The sequence below is a fragment of the Streptomyces sp. NPDC028722 genome (assembly GCF_040637655.1).
Taxonomy (GTDB): domain Bacteria; phylum Actinomycetota; class Actinomycetes; order Streptomycetales; family Streptomycetaceae; genus Streptomyces.
This window is the reverse complement of the sequence record NZ_JBEZWU010000007.1, coordinates 117,490-131,314: the sequence shown is the minus strand read 5'-3', so window position 1 is coordinate 131,314 and position 13,825 is coordinate 117,490. Positions and strand designations below refer to the sequence as shown.

Sequence of the window (13,825 nt, the reverse complement as noted above, 5' to 3'; positions counted from 1 at the left end):
GTGGGTTCCGGCACCCAGTCCCCGGAAGTGAGCGAGCTGCGCATGGCGTACGCCGATGGCATCGAGAAGTTCGTGGAAACCGTGAACGGCGCGCTGCCGCCGGACTTCTACACCTACCCCGTCGACCGGCAGCGCGCCCTGTACGACTCGCTGACCGAGGTCCTCCCCATCCCCGTCCCCGACGGGGTCCGGCACCGGGACGCGACCGTCGTGCACGAGGGCCGCACCGCGCGGATCCGCATCTACGAGCCGGCCGAACGCGCCGGCAACGCCGTGCTCTTCTACATTCGCGGCGGCGGCTTCGTCATCGGCTCGCTGCACAGCCACCACAGCCTGGTCGCCGAACTGGCCGACCGCACCGGCCTGGTGACCATAGCCCTGGACTTCGGCATGGCGCCGGAGAACCCCTTCCCCGGACCGCTGGAGGACTGCTACGCCGGTCTCTGCGGCACCCTCGCCGACCTGCCCGGGCTCGGACTGGGCGACCTCGACCCGGACGGCGCGGTGATCTGCGGCGAGAGCTCCGGGGCCAACATGGCCGTGGTGCTGTCGATGATCGCCCGCGACCGCGGCGGCCCCCGGCTGCGCGGCCAGGCGGTGATCAGCCCGGTCCTGGACTTCACCCGCTGGCGGCACGGCGGCGAGGACGCCCCCCTGCTCTCCGGCGGCGAGATGGAGTTCTACACGGCCTGCTACTGCCCGGAGCCGGAACAGGCCACCGACCCCTACGTCTCGCCGCTGCTGGGCGCCGCATTCCACGACCTGCCGCCGGCCTACGTCGTCGGCTGCGAGATGGACTCGCTGTGCGTGGACGCGGAGAAGTACACCGCCCTGCTCAGGGAGAACGGCACGCCCGTGACGTACGTGCGGGAGGAGGGCATGGTGCACGCCCCGGTGCGCGCCCGGCGGGTCAGCGAGCCCGCGGCCGACTTCTTCGCCCGCTACTGCGCCGCCGTCTCCGCCCTGGCGGCGAAGGAGAGCGCCGATGGCCGGCACTGACCCGCTCACCGGGCCGGGGTCCGGCCCCTGCGTCATCGTCGACCCCTACTCCTCGGGGGCCCTCTTCACGGAGGCCCTGCGCGGCCAGGGCGTCCCGGTCGCGGCCGTGGTGAGCAGCCCGCGCCCGCCCGAGGCGTTCGCCTCCTCCTACCGTCCGCAGGACTTCCCCGACGTCATCGTGTACGACGGCGATCTGGACGACGTCGTACGGCGGGTACGGGCGCTGGAGCCGCGCTGTGTCATCGCCGGCTGCGAGTCCGGCGTGGAACTGGCCGAGCGGCTCGCCCCCCGGGTGCTTCCCGGGCTGAGCAACGTACCGGAGCTGGCCGAGGCCCGCCGGGACAAGAGCCGCATGGCCGATGCCGTACGCGCGGCCGGGCTGCCCGTCATCCCGCAGCTGTGCACCTCCGACGTCGAGGAGGCGGCGGCCTGGCTGGAACGCGAGGGCCTGTCCGGCGCCGACCTCGTCATCAAGCCGCCGAAGAGCGCCAGCACGGACGGTGTCGTCAAGGTGCAGGGCGGCACGGACTGGCGGGCCGTGTTCGAGCGGCAGATCGGCCGGGTCAACCAGTTCGGCGAGGTCGACGACCGGCTGCTCGTGCAGAAGTTCGTCACCGGCACCGAGTACGTGGTGGACACCTTCAGCCACGACGGCAAGCACTCCCTCGTCGACGTCTGCGCCTACGGCAAGGTCGACAACGGACCGCACATGGCCGTCTACGACACCATGCGCTGGCTGCCGCCGGACGAGCCCGCCGTCGCGGTCCTGGCCGAGTACGTCTTCGGCGTACTGGACGCGGTGGGTGTCCGCTTCGGCTCCGCCCACGTCGAGGTGATGGGCACCGCCGACGGCCCCGTCCTCATCGAGCTGGGCGCCCGCCCGCACGGCGGCGGCCAGCCGCGGTTCAACCGCAACGCCACCGGAGACAGCCAGATCGACCGGACGGTGCGCTGGCTGACCGGGGGCGAACTGCCGCAGAGCTACGAGCTGCTGACCCACCAGATGTGCGTCTTCCACATGGCCCGCCGCTCCGGGGAGGTACGCGACACCGCCGTCCTGGACGAGATCCGGACGCTGCCGAGCCACTACTTCTCGGTGCAGAACCTGTCCGACGGGGACCACGTGCCCGTCACCCGGGACCTGGTCGACAGCCTCAACTTCGGGTTCGTGATCCTCGCCCACCCGGACGAGGAACAGATCCAGCGGGACTACCGGGCCGTCCGCGCCCTGGAACAGCGGCTGGTCATCGGAGAGCCGTGATCAACGCGCTCGCGTTCCTGACGAGTTCGCTGGTGGTGATCATGGCGCCGGGTCCCGACCTGGCCCTGATCACCCGTCTGGTGCTGGCCGGCTCGCCGCGCACGGCGGCGCCCGCCGCGTTCGGGATGATCGCGGCGGGCGCCGCGCAGGCGGCCCTGGGCGCCCTGGGCCTGGCCGCGCTGCTCGCCGCGCGCCCGGACCTGTTCACCGCCTTCCGCTGGGCGGGTGCGGCCGTCCTGCTCGTCTGGGCCTGCCGGGCCCTGCGCGCGGCCCTGCGCCCGCCCCGGCCCGCGGACCCCGGCCCCGGGGAACCGGCGCAGCCGGACGGGCCCCCGCACGGCAGGCGCCGGGCCTTCGCGCTGGGACTGCTGTGCACCGGCTCCAATCCCAAGGTCGGCATCTTCCTGATGGCGTTCCTGCCGCAGTTCGTGCCGGCCGGGATGAACCCGACCGCCGGAGTGGTGGTCCTGGCCGCCTGCTACCTCTTCCTGGTGCTCGTATGGCTGCTGACCTGGATGAGGCTGGTGCACCGGCTGGCCCGGCACCTGAACTCCGTGTCGGCCCAGCGGCTGACCGACGGGCTCACCGCCGCCGTCTTCGGCGTGTTCGCGGTGCGTCTGGCCCTCGGCGGATGACCGCCCCCCACCGGACCGGAGCCGGCCCCCGCCCGTGTCCGGCGGCCCCGGGCCGCTCAGACCGTCTGGAAGCGCTCCTCCTCCTGCTCGGACAGCGCCTGCGCGTACCGCAGCAGCGGGGCGGACATGCTGAACCGGTCGGGCGCGTGCTCCCGGAGCAGACTCGCGTCGACCAGGCGGTACAGGATCCACCTCGTCTCCGCAGGTGTCGTGCCCGCCGCGTCGGCCAGGGAGTACGCGGTGATGCTGTTGCCGTCGGCCCGGCCGAGCAGCCGGAACACCCGGCGCGCCGGCTCCGGGAGCGCCGTGTAGGACAGCTCGAAGGCCGTCTGGACGGAGGACAGCAGCAGGTCCCCCGGGGCGGAGGGCCGGCGGAAGAGCCCGGCGTCCTGCAACTCCACGTAGTACTGGGCGATGCTGAGGCAGGGATGCTGCGCGAGACGCGTGGCGAGGATCCGCACCATCAGCGGCAGCCCGCCGCAGTACCGGCCCAGGGCCATGGCGGCCAGCGCCTCCGCCCCGACCCGTTCGGGTCCCAGCAGCCGCCCGAGCAGGGCGAGTACGTCCTCGTCGTCGAGCGCGTCCACGAAGACCCGCCGGACCCCGTCCCTGGCCACCAGACCGGGCAGTGTGTTGCGGCTGGTGACGAGCACGGCGCAGCCCGCGTCACCGGGGATCAGGGGCCGTATCTGGTCCTCGTCGCGGGCGTTGTCCAGGACCACCAGCACCCTCCGGCCGGACAGCCGGGTGCGGAACAGGTTCGCCGCCTCGTCCAGGGTGTCCGGGATGCTGCCGTCCGGGACGCCGAGGGCCCGCAGGAACGAGGCCAGCGCCGTCAGGGCGTCGAGGGGGCCACGGCGCGCGTGGCCGTGCAGGTCGATGTAGAGCTGCCCGTCGGGGAAGCGGTCGAGCACCCGGTGCGCCCACCGCAGCGCCAGCGCGGTCTTGCCCACGCCGGGCGGCCCGGTGATCAGTGCGGCCGGCACCTGCCCGTCCCGTTCGCCGGCGGCGAGGAACAACTGGTCCAGGTCCCGGATCTGGGTGGCGCGCCCGACGAAGTGCCGTGTTCTGGCGGGCAGCTGCGACGGCCTGGTCTCCGGCGGCGGATGGGGGACCGCCGGTCCGGGCGGCCGCGGGGCGTCCGCCGGCTGCCGGGTGAGCAGCCCGTTCCCGGGCCAGGTCAGCTCCTGCTGGAGAACCCGCAGATGGGCCTGGCGCAGCTCCGGCCCGGGCTGGAGGCCCAGTTCGCCGTCCAGGCGCTGGGTGACGTCGGCGTACACCCGCAGTGCCTCGTACTGCTCGCCGCAGCTGGCCAGGGTGAGCATGAGCCGCGCCTGGAGTCCCTCGTGCAGCGGTTCGTCCTCGGCGGCGGCCCGCAGCGCCGGCACCACCTGCTCCGGCTGCTGGAACCGCAGGGCGAGATCCGCGTACAGCAGCAGGTTCTCGATCCGCCGGCGGAGGGCGGCCGTGGCCGCCGGATGCAGGGCGAGCACCGGCTCGTCCGCCAGGATCGGGCCGCGCCAGCAGTGGTGGGCGAGCGAGGCGAACTCGTAGGCGGCCCTGGCCTCCCCGGCGGCGTGGGCCTGCCGCGCCTTCTCCGCCAGGCTCCGGAACCGGCTCAGGTCGACCTGGTCACGGCCCAGGGACAGCGCGTAGCCGGTCGGTGTGCGGATCAGGTACGAGGTGGCCTGGCCGGCGGGGCCGGACTCCGGGGAGCGCAGCAGCCCGCGCGCCTGGCTCACGTAGGTGTGGATGAGGTTCTGGTAGGAGCGCGGCTGCTCCTTCGGCCAGAGGGTGCTGCCTATTTCGTCGAGTCCGGCCGGCTGCGGGTGGCAGAGCGCCAGCAGGGACAATAAGCGCCGCAGTTTGAAAGCGCGCACTTCGCTGGCGACGCCGTCGCGTTCGATGGTCAGCGCGCCGAGAATGCCGATACGCAGGCCCGCTCCGTCCTGATCGACGGGTTTACGCATACGGGTCATGGAACGCCGGAGGTCGTCGACGTCGAGCCCGAGGACGACCGCCAGGCTGCGCAGGGTCCGCTCCTGCGGCTGTTCCACCCGGCCGCTCTCGATGTCCCGCAGGGTCCGCACGCCGACCCCGGCCAGCTCGGCGAACTGACGTTGCGTCAGGCCCGTGCGCTGCCGGAACGTGCGGATCTGGGTGCGGACGGAAAGCGGTTCTGCCCGATGGGGTCGATGGCTCGTGGCCGTTCCGGCACTTCGAAGGTGCGACATGGTCCCCCCGCCGCCGAGTGATGGCTCAGCTCGTGATCAGAATGTCCCCGGGTGATCTCGACTTTTTGATCTCTGATCCCCGGCACCGCTCGATCGGGAATGATCGTAGATCGAGTGGCTGGATACCGCAATTGACACTCTGGTGAACGACTCGGCGCCCGGTAAAAGTCCCCGGCGGCACGGCAGAATTCAGGTCACATATTGTTGTCCGAAAAGGAAGTTGACGGGCATCCCGGAGGACCGTACTCCGGGATGCCCGTCCACCGGCCGGCCCTCAGCGGCCCGCGAGGGGGTTCTTCAGGCTGCCGGCCAGCTGGAGCGCGCCCGACGGATCGGCGAGGTCCACCATCTGCCGGTTGTCGCGCAGCTGGAGCCGGTTGAGACAGGACAGCGGGAACTCGGGCGCGAACATGTCGTACTGGCCGAACTTGTCCGCCAGCTGGGGGTTCGCCTCCTGGTACTCGCGGGTGACCTCGGCGACCGTCCGCCAGAAGCCGTCCTCCGTCAGGACGCCCTCGTCGGCCAGGAGGGCGGCGAGGAAGCGGAAGAAGCAGTCGAAGACATCGGTGAGGACCGACAGCAGCTTCATGTCGTCCGGCACCTCGACGCGGATCCGGCGCACCTGCGGCGGCAGGGCCGCGTCCGGGTCCATGACCGCGATCTCCTCGGCGATGTCCTTGTAGACCGCGCGCTGTACGGCGCCTTCCTTCAGCACCAGGATCGTGTTCTCGCCGTGCGGCATGAACACCAGGTCATAGGCGTAGAAGCTGTGCAGCAGCGGGGTGTAGTAGGCCCGCAGGTACTGCCGCAGCCACGCGGTGGGCCCGAGGCCGGAGCGCTCGATCAGCGCGCCCGCGAAGGAGGCGCCCCGGTGGTCCACGTGCAGCAGGGAGGCCATGGTCGCGAGGGACTCGCCGTCCCGCAGCGAGGACACCGGGCTCTCCCGCCACAGCGCGGCCAGCATCTTGCGGTACGGCGAGTGGCGGTCGGTGGCCTGCTCGTACTCCAGGTGCCGGTAGCCGACGGCCGCCCGCTCCCGGATGATCGTCAGGCCCGTCGACCTCAGCACCGGGTCGTTCTCGATCAACTGGGCCAGCCAGTCGTTGATGGCCGGGGTCGCCTCCATGTAGGCGGCCGACAGGCCCCGCATGAAGCCCATGTTGAGCACCGACAGGGCGGTCTTCACATAGTGCTTGCGCGGGTCGCCGGTGTTGAAGAATGTCCGGATCGACTGCTGTGCCAGATACTCGTCGTCGCCCTCGCCGAGGCACACCAGGTGATCCCGGGCCACCTCGGCGGCGAACGTGACGCTGAGCTTGTTCCACCACTGCCAGGGGTGGACGGGGATGAACAGGTAGTCGGCGGGGTCGAGGCCCCGGCCGGTGAGGACGGCGTGGAAGCGGCGCACCGCCGGCTCGCCCAGCTCCTCGCGCAGGAAGGACTCGTACGCGATCCCGGCGCCCGCCGTGAACGCGGCCCGCGAGCGGTGCGCGGCGAGCCACACCAGGCGGACGGGGTTCGCCGTCTCGGGGGCGTACGCCAGGTACTCGTGGACGCCGAACCCGAGCCGTCCGTTGTTCGCGACGAAGCAGGGGTGGCCCTCGGTCATCCCGGCCTCGATGGTCTGGAATCCGCCGCGGGCCAGCTCGGCGGAGGTCACCCGCGGCTTGGCGAGTTTGTAGCAGGTGCTGGAGAGCGTGGAGGAGATCTCCTCCAGATAGACCGGCAGGATCTCGTCACTCAGCCCCAGGGCCCGCCGGAACTCCAGGAAGAAGTCGAGCGCGGCCACGGGGAGCCGGTCCCCGTCGCGGTGGCGGGTGACGGAGGCGGCGTCGACCTGCCAGTGGTCCAGGGCCCGCCGTACGGCGGTGAACCGGTAGGTGGTGTGCCCGTCGTCGCTGCGGACGGTGTACGCGTCGCCGTCCGGCTCCGGGGTGAGCAGCCGTTCGTGCGCGAACTCGGCGAGCGCCTTGCGGACCAGCAGCCGGTTGGCCCTCTCCCAGCGCTCGGGGGACAGGTGGGCCACGGCGTCGGCGGGGGTCACGCGGCCACCGCCCGCTCGAACCGCTCGCGGGTGCAGAAGCTCAGCAGGGCCTTCTTCTCCGGCTTCCGTATCTCCCGCTCGGGCACGAATCCGACGGCCGCGTTCAGGGCGTGCACGGCCGTGTTGCGGACATCCGGCTCGACGACGACGCGGGCCACCGCCGGGTCCTCGAAGAGGCGGGCCAGCACGGCGGTGATGACGGACCGGGTGAAGCCGTGCACGGGCGTGCCGGTCGCCGGCACGAGGAAGTGCATGCCGACGTCCCCGGGCCGCGGCTCGTACAGCCCGGCCAGTTCCCGGTGCGCGGGGTCGTACCACTCCATGAGGAAGGCGGGGACGCCGTCGCGCAGCCCGAGCAGCGCGTGGTGGTGCGCGTCCGCCGCGATCTCCGCGTAGGCGCGTTCGACGTCCGCCTCGCTCGCGTCCTGCATCATCCAGAACACCGCCTTGGGATGGGTGACCCAGGAGTGCAGCAGCTCCGCGTCCTTCGGGGGGTCGACGGGACGGAAGGTGAAGGTCATACGGCGAACTCCTGGAAGGCGATGGTCTTCTCGACCGGGTAGTACTCCGTGCCGAGCAGCTCACGGATGATGTACGCGTTCCGGTACGCGCCCATGCCCAGGTCGGGGCTGGTGATGCTGTGCGCGTGGACGCCGGCGTTCTGGAGGAAGACGCCCCGGCCGGTGCGGTCGACGGTGTAGTTGCGGGCGATGTCGAAGTTGCCCCGGCCGTCGTAGCGCAGCCGGTGGCGGACGGGCCGCAGGAACTCCGGTTCGGCGTACCGGTAGCCGGTGGCCAGGATCAGGCCCTCGCTGGTCAGCTCGTAGTCCTTCTCCTGCTCCTCCTGGCGCAGCCCCAGGACGTACGTGCCCCGCTCGTGACGGGCGCTGGTGAGCGCGGAGTTGGTGAGCAGCCGGGTGGGGACCGGGCCGCCCAGGCTCTTGCGGTAGAGCAGGTCGAAGATCGCGTCGACCAGGTCGCCGTCGATGCCCTTGAACAGGCCCTTGTGCGCGTCGGTGAGGCGGTAGCGGGTCGCCTCGGGGAGGGCGTGGAAGTAGTCGACGTACTCCGGGCTGGTCATCTCCAGCGTGAGTTTGGTGTATTCGAGCGGGAAGAAGCGGGGGGAGCGGGTGACCCAGTTCAGCTGGTAGCCGTGGACGTCGATCTCGCCGAGCAGGTCGTGGTAGATCTCGGCCGCCGACTGGCCGCTGCCGACCAGGGTGATCGACTTCTTGCGCTGGAGGTCCGCCTTGTGGTGCAGGTAGCGGGAGTTGTGGATGAAGTCGCCGCCGAGGTCCCGGCAGGCGTCCGGGAGGTGGGGCGGGGTGCCGGTGCCGAGGACCAGGTGCCGGGCGCGGTAGGTGTCACCCTCCTCGGTGCGCACGACGTACGTCTCGTCCTCGTCCTCGTACGTCACCTCGGTGACCGTCGTGCCGAAGCGGACGCTGCTCAGCCGGTGCGCGGCCCAGCGGCAGTAGTCGTCGTACTCGACGCGCAGCGGGTAGAAGTTCTCGCGGATGTAGAACGAGTACAGCCTGCCCTTCTCCTTCAGGTAACTGAGGAAGGAGTACGGCGACGTCGGGTCGGCCAGGGTGACCAGGTCCGACAGGAACGGGGTCTGGAGGTGGGCACCGTCCAGGAACATCCCGGCGTGCCACTCGAAGTCGGGCTTGGACTCCAGGAAGACGCCGTCCAGCTCGGCGATCGGCTCGGTGAGGCAGGCGAGGCCGAGATTGAAGGGACCGAGCCCGATCCCCACGAAGTCGTGGGTGCGGTGGGCTTCAGGACGCGCGGTCAAGGGACTCTCCCAGGTACTGCTCGGCGTGGCCGGCGATCAGGTCGAGGACGGCGGTGATGTCGGCCGTCGTGGTCTCGGGGTTGAGCAGGGTGAACTTCAGGTAGTGGCGGCCGGCCACCTTGGTGCCCGCGACCACGGCGTCACCGGAGGCGAACAGGGCCTTGCGGGCGTACAGGTTGGCCCGGTCGGTCGCGGCCGGGTCGGTGACGGCCGCCGGGACGTAGCGGAAGACGAGGGTGGACAGGGCCGGCTCGACGACGACGTCGAAGCGCGGGTCGGCGGCGAGCAGCCGGTAGCCCTCCCGCGCCAGGTCGCAGACCTCGTCGAAGAGCTGTCCGATGCCGTCGGCGCCCATCGTGCGCAGGGTGAGCCACAGTTTCAGGGCGTCGAAGCGGCGGGTGGTCTGGAGGGATTTGTCGACCTGGTTGGGGATACGTTCCTGCACCATGCGGCGCGGGTTGAGGTACTCCGCGTGGTAGGTGGCGTGCCGCAGGGTGGCCGCGTCCCGGACCAGCAGGGCCGACGAACTCACCGGCTGGAAGAAGGACTTGTGGTAGTCGACGGTGACCGAGTCGGCGCGTTCGATGCCGGCGAGCCGGTCCCGGTTCCTCAGCGAGGCGAGCAGCCCGCAGCCGTAGGCGGCGTCGACGTGCATCCAGACGCCGTACTGGGCGCAGAGCCCGGCGATCTCCGGCAGCGGGTCGATGGAGCCGAAGTCGGTGGTGCCGGCGGTGGCGACGACGGCCATGGGGACCGAGCCGTCCTTCGCGCAGCGCTCCAGCTCGTGCGCGAGGGCGACCGTCCGCATGCGCTTGTCGTGGCCGACGGGGATCGTGACGACGGCGTCCTGCCCCAGGCCCAGGAGTTTCGCGGACTTCCTGACGCTGAAGTGGCTGGCCTCGGAGGCGAAGACGCGCAGTCTCGCCGGGCTGTCGGTCTTGGCCTCCTCCCGGGCCAGCAGCAGCGCCTGGAGGTTGGACTGGGTGCCGCCGGAGGTGAACACGCCGTCGGCGGACGGTCCGAGGCCGGCGCGGGCGGCCGTCCAGTCGACGAGCCTGCGCTCGATGAGGGTGCCGCCGGCCGACTGGTCCCAGGTGTCCAGGGAGGAGTTGACCGCGGAGAGCACGGCCTCGGCGAGCACCGCCGGGATGACGACGGGGCAGTTGAGGTGGGCGAGGTAACGGGGGTGGTGGAAGTAGACCGCGTCCTGGAGGTAGACGTCCTCCAGCTCGTCGAGGACGGCGGAGGTGTCACCCAGGGGGCGGTCGAGGTCGACCGCGTCGATGCGGGGCGCGAGCGCGTCCGCGGTGACGCCGGTGAACGGACGCCCGGTGGTGGCGAGTTTGGCCGCCACCCGCTCGACTCCTTCGGTCACGGAGCGGCGGTAGTGCTCCGCGGTGAGGCCATTGAGCAGGTGCGAGCGCATGCGGGGGTCCTCCGAGGGGACGGTCCGTCGGGATCAACTTAGGTTAGCCTAACCTAAAAATCTTGGGTCGGGGTGTGCCTCACCGGCGGTCGGCGTCGTGGCCGCGACAGGTCATTCGGCGGCGCGGAGCTGCTCCTCCGTCATCCCCCGCCGCCAGTACCCGACGAAGGTGACGCGCCGCCGGTCCACCCCGCACTCGGTGACGAAGTACCGCCGCAGCGCCTTCACCTGACCGGACTCGCCCGCGAGCCACACGTACGGCCGATCGGCGCCCGTGAGCCCGGCGGCCCGTACGGCGTCGACGGCCGTGGGGGCCGGCGCATCCGTGCCGGCGCGCCGCACCAGCCAGGTGATCTCCGCGTCGGCCTCCGTGCGCACGTCCTGGACGTCCCCGGCGTGCGGCACCTCCAGCCAGGCCCGCGCCGGGGTGCCGGCGGGCAGGGATTCCAGGATCGCGGTCGCCGCGGGCACGGCGGTCCCGTCGCCGCACAGCACCACGAGGCCGGTGTCACCTGGCGGACGGAAGCGGATCGCGCGGTTGTCCGCGAGGGCCGGGCCGAGCAGCAGCACACGGTCCCCGGCGGCGGCCCGCGCGGCCCAGCGGGAGGCCGGCCCGGCGGGGGAGACGGCATCCGGTCCGACGCCGTGCAGCGCGAAGTCGATGTCGATCTCGGCCGTCTGCCCCAGGGCGTCCCGCCGCAGGGCCCGCAGTGTGTACGAGCGCATCACCGCCCGCACGTCGTCCGGCAGTTCGCGCCAGCCCTGCCACCAGCACTCGCCCAGCTCCAGCGGGACGACCGGCTCGGCCTGCCCCGGGTGCGGCAGGAACAGGGACAGGGACTGGTCGCGGCCGTGGGAGTGGAAGGCGTGCAGATCGGGGCCGGCGAAGGTCACCCGGACCAGGGACGGACCGAGCCGCCTCGTCGTCACGACCTGGAGGGAGAAGAAACGGAACGGGGCGGCCACGGCCGTTGTCATGGGGGCTCCTGAGGGGTGCGGGGAGGCGGCGTACCGCGGGGGCGCCGGGAACCACGGCGAGCCCGCGGTCCCCGGGAGCGGCCCTAGCTGACCTTCCGGGCCTTCTCCAGCGCCTCGGCGAGGCCGGTGAGCAGGGGCACGCACTTGTCGTAGGAGAGGATCGGCTCCGGGGAGCGGGAGATGACCTGGCCGGCCTTCACCGCGGGCAGCTTCTTCCAGGTGGCCTTGGTGATGTCGGCCGGCTGGATGGCCGAGGTGCGGTCGTCCATCATGATGATGTCGGCCCGGTACTTGTCGACGTTCTCCCAGCTCAGCGACTCGTACCAGCCGCCGCCCTCGGCCTTGGCGCTCGCCGGCGGCTCCACGAGGTCGACCCCGAGGGACTTGAAGTACTCCAGGTCGACGGAGAGGTCGGAGCCGGAGACGTAGAACAGCTGGTCGCTCGCGCTGGCGGCCATCACCCTGATGCCGGGCTTCGCCCTGGCGGCGGCGCGCAGCCGGGCGGCGGCGTCCTCGAACCGCTTCTTCGCCGCGGTCACCTCCGCGGCCTTCAGGTCCGCGCCCAGTGACCCGGCCAGCTCCCACATCCGCCGGAGCGGCTCGGTGAGCCGGCGGTCGTAGACCGAGATGCCGACGCCGGGCGCCAGCTGGGAGATCTTCTTCTTCGACTCGTCGGGGACGTACCAGAGGGTGCCGGCGTCGTCGAACATCGTGCTGATGAGCACGTCCGGTGCGAGGGCGGCGTACTTCTCGATGCTGAACTGGCCCCAGGCGTTGCCGAGGACGGTCACCTTGCTGATGTCCATGTCGCCGGCCTGGACGTCGGGCCTGCCGCCGCTGGTCCTCGTCGGGCCGAAGACGCCCTTCACCCGGACGCCGTAGTCGTACAGCGCGGCGGCGACACCGGTGAAGGCGACGATGTTCGCCGGGACCTTGTCCAGCTTCACGGTCGTGCCCCGGTCGTCCTTGAACGACCAGGGGCCGGACTTGCCGGCCGTCGTCCCCCTGCCGGAGCCGGTGTCCTTCCCCCGGTCGCCCCCGCAGGCGGCGAGCGCGGCACCGAGTCCGAGGGCGCCGCCCGCGGCGAGCAGGCCGCGGCGAGTGAGGTGGGTGGCACGGGCATGGGGCATGGGTACGACTGCTTTCGCGCGGGGCGAGACGCCCACCGGACAAGTCGAAGGTAGGTTAGCCTAACCTCACTTGATGTCCAGTGGGCGGTCGCCCCGCGCCCCGGCCGGCGTACCGCCCGCGTGCCGGCCCGACGTGCCTCCGGGGTGCGCCTGTCTCAGCTCACCAGGCCCAGTTCGCGGGCGATCAGCATCCGCTGGACCTCGCTCGTGCCCTCGCCGATCTCCAGGATCTTGGAGTCGCGCCACATGCGGGCCACCGGGTACTCGTTCATGAAGCCGTAGCCGCCGTGGATCTGGGTGGCGTCGCGGGCGTTGTCGACGGCGACCGTGGAGGAGTGCAGCTTGGCCAGCGCCGCCTCCTTCTTGAAGGGTTCGCCCGCCACGAGCCGTGAGGCCGCGTCCCGCCAGGCCAGCCGGGCGGTGTACGCCTTCATCTCCATGTCGGCGATCTTGAACTGGATCGCCTGGTTGGCGCCGATCGGCCGGCCGAAGGCGTGCCGCTCCCTGGCGTACTTCACCGACTCGTCCACACAGCCCTGCGCGAGCCCGGTCGCGAGCGCCGCGATCGCGATGCGGCCCTCGTCCAGGATGCGCAGGAACTGGGCGTAGCCGCGGCCCTCCTCGCCGAGCAGGTTGGCGGCCGGGACCCGGACGTCCTGGAAGGACAGCTCGCGGGTGTCGGAGGCGTTCCAGCCGACCTTCGAGTACGGCGCGGCCACCGTGAATCCGGGCGTGCCGGCGGGGACGATGATCGCCGAGATCCGCGGCCGGCCGTCCGGCTTGCGGCCGGTGACCGCGGTGACCGTCACCAGGCCGGTGATGTCCGTGCCCGAGTTGGTGATGAAGCACTTGGTGCCGTTGATCACCCACTCGTCCGTGTCCGGGTCCAGGCGGGCCGTCGTACGCGTCGCCCCGGCGTCGCTGCCGCCGTCCGGCTCGGTCAGGCCGAACGCGCCCAGCATCTCGCCCGAGCAGAGACGGGGCAGCCACTCGCGCTTCTGCTCCTCGGTGCCGAAGAGGTGCAGCGGCATGGCGCCCAGGGAGACGCCCGCCTCCAGGGTGATGGCCACCGACGAGTCGACGCGGGCCAGTTCCTCCAGGGCGATGCCGAGGGCGAGGTAGTCGCCGCCCATGCCGCCGTACTCCTCGGGGAAGGGCAGCCCGAACAGGCCCATGCGGCCCATCTCGCGGACGATCTCGTAGGGGAACTCGTGCCGCTCGTAGAAGTCGCCGATCTTCGGCGCCACCACGTCGTGCGCGAACTCCTCGACCGTGCGGCGGAGTTCCTCCAGCTCGGAGCTGAGACGGTGGTCCATGCTG

General features: G+C 71.6%; 11 protein-coding genes. 3 read left to right on the top strand and 8 right to left on the bottom strand.

Annotation, left to right across the window (positions count from 1 at the left end):
- Genes AB0F03_RS13880 through AB0F03_RS13870 form a run of 3 tightly spaced genes read left to right on the top strand, consistent with a single transcriptional unit; the run spans window position 1 to window position 2,895 of the window.
- On the top strand, window positions 1-999 hold the full coding sequence (locus tag AB0F03_RS13880; protein WP_361990343.1) for an alpha/beta hydrolase: 999 nt from the start codon (window positions 1-3) through the stop codon (window positions 997-999).
- Entirely contained in the window at window positions 986-2,260 is a 1,275-nt protein-coding gene (locus AB0F03_RS13875) for an ATP-grasp domain-containing protein (RefSeq protein ID WP_361990340.1), read from the top strand. Before AB0F03_RS13880 ends, AB0F03_RS13875 begins: the two co-directional genes overlap by 14 nt.
- Window positions 2,257-2,895, top strand: a complete 639-nt coding sequence (locus tag AB0F03_RS13870; protein WP_361990338.1) for a LysE family translocator — start codon at window positions 2,257-2,259, stop codon at window positions 2,893-2,895. The genes AB0F03_RS13875 and AB0F03_RS13870 overlap by 4 nt, the downstream gene beginning before the upstream one ends.
- A gap of 56 nt (window positions 2,896-2,951) precedes the next feature.
- Here AB0F03_RS13870 and AB0F03_RS13865 read toward each other — a convergent pair whose 3' ends face one another.
- The 8 genes from AB0F03_RS13865 to AB0F03_RS13830 all read right to left on the bottom strand — a co-directional run bounded on the left by AB0F03_RS13865 (window position 2,952) and on the right by AB0F03_RS13830 (window position 13,821).
- Entirely contained in the window at window positions 2,952-5,129 is a 2,178-nt protein-coding gene (locus AB0F03_RS13865) for a BTAD domain-containing putative transcriptional regulator (RefSeq protein WP_361990335.1), read from the bottom strand.
- A 274-nt stretch (window positions 5,130-5,403) separates the two neighbouring features.
- Window positions 5,404-7,173, bottom strand: coding sequence for an IucA/IucC family siderophore biosynthesis protein (locus tag AB0F03_RS13860; protein WP_361990332.1), 1,770 nt, complete (start codon window positions 7,171-7,173; stop codon window positions 5,404-5,406).
- The gene (locus AB0F03_RS13855; RefSeq protein ID WP_361990329.1) at window positions 7,170-7,694 is read right to left on the bottom strand and encodes a GNAT family N-acetyltransferase; all 525 of its coding nucleotides are present in this window, start codon (window positions 7,692-7,694) and stop codon (window positions 7,170-7,172) included. Before AB0F03_RS13855 ends, AB0F03_RS13860 begins: the two co-directional genes overlap by 4 nt.
- Window positions 7,691-8,971 (bottom strand): SidA/IucD/PvdA family monooxygenase, encoded by a 1,281-nt coding sequence (locus AB0F03_RS13850; RefSeq protein ID WP_361990326.1) that lies wholly within the window; start codon window positions 8,969-8,971, stop codon window positions 7,691-7,693. The genes AB0F03_RS13855 and AB0F03_RS13850 overlap by 4 nt, the downstream gene beginning before the upstream one ends.
- On the bottom strand, window positions 8,955-10,397 hold the full coding sequence (desA, locus tag AB0F03_RS13845; RefSeq protein ID WP_361990323.1) for a lysine decarboxylase DesA: 1,443 nt from the start codon (window positions 10,395-10,397) through the stop codon (window positions 8,955-8,957). Before desA ends, AB0F03_RS13850 begins: the two co-directional genes overlap by 17 nt.
- Window positions 10,398-10,508: 111 nt before the next feature.
- A complete protein-coding gene (locus AB0F03_RS13840) occupies window positions 10,509-11,375 on the bottom strand; it encodes a siderophore-interacting protein (RefSeq protein ID WP_361990320.1) in 867 nt (288 codons plus the stop codon).
- A gap of 83 nt (window positions 11,376-11,458) precedes the next feature.
- On the bottom strand, window positions 11,459-12,505 hold the full coding sequence (locus tag AB0F03_RS13835; protein ID WP_361990317.1) for an ABC transporter substrate-binding protein: 1,047 nt from the start codon (window positions 12,503-12,505) through the stop codon (window positions 11,459-11,461).
- A gap of 155 nt (window positions 12,506-12,660) precedes the next feature.
- Window positions 12,661-13,821, bottom strand: coding sequence for an acyl-CoA dehydrogenase family protein (locus tag AB0F03_RS13830; RefSeq protein WP_361990314.1), 1,161 nt, complete (start codon window positions 13,819-13,821; stop codon window positions 12,661-12,663).
- Between the last annotated feature and the right edge of the window lie 4 nt (window positions 13,822-13,825).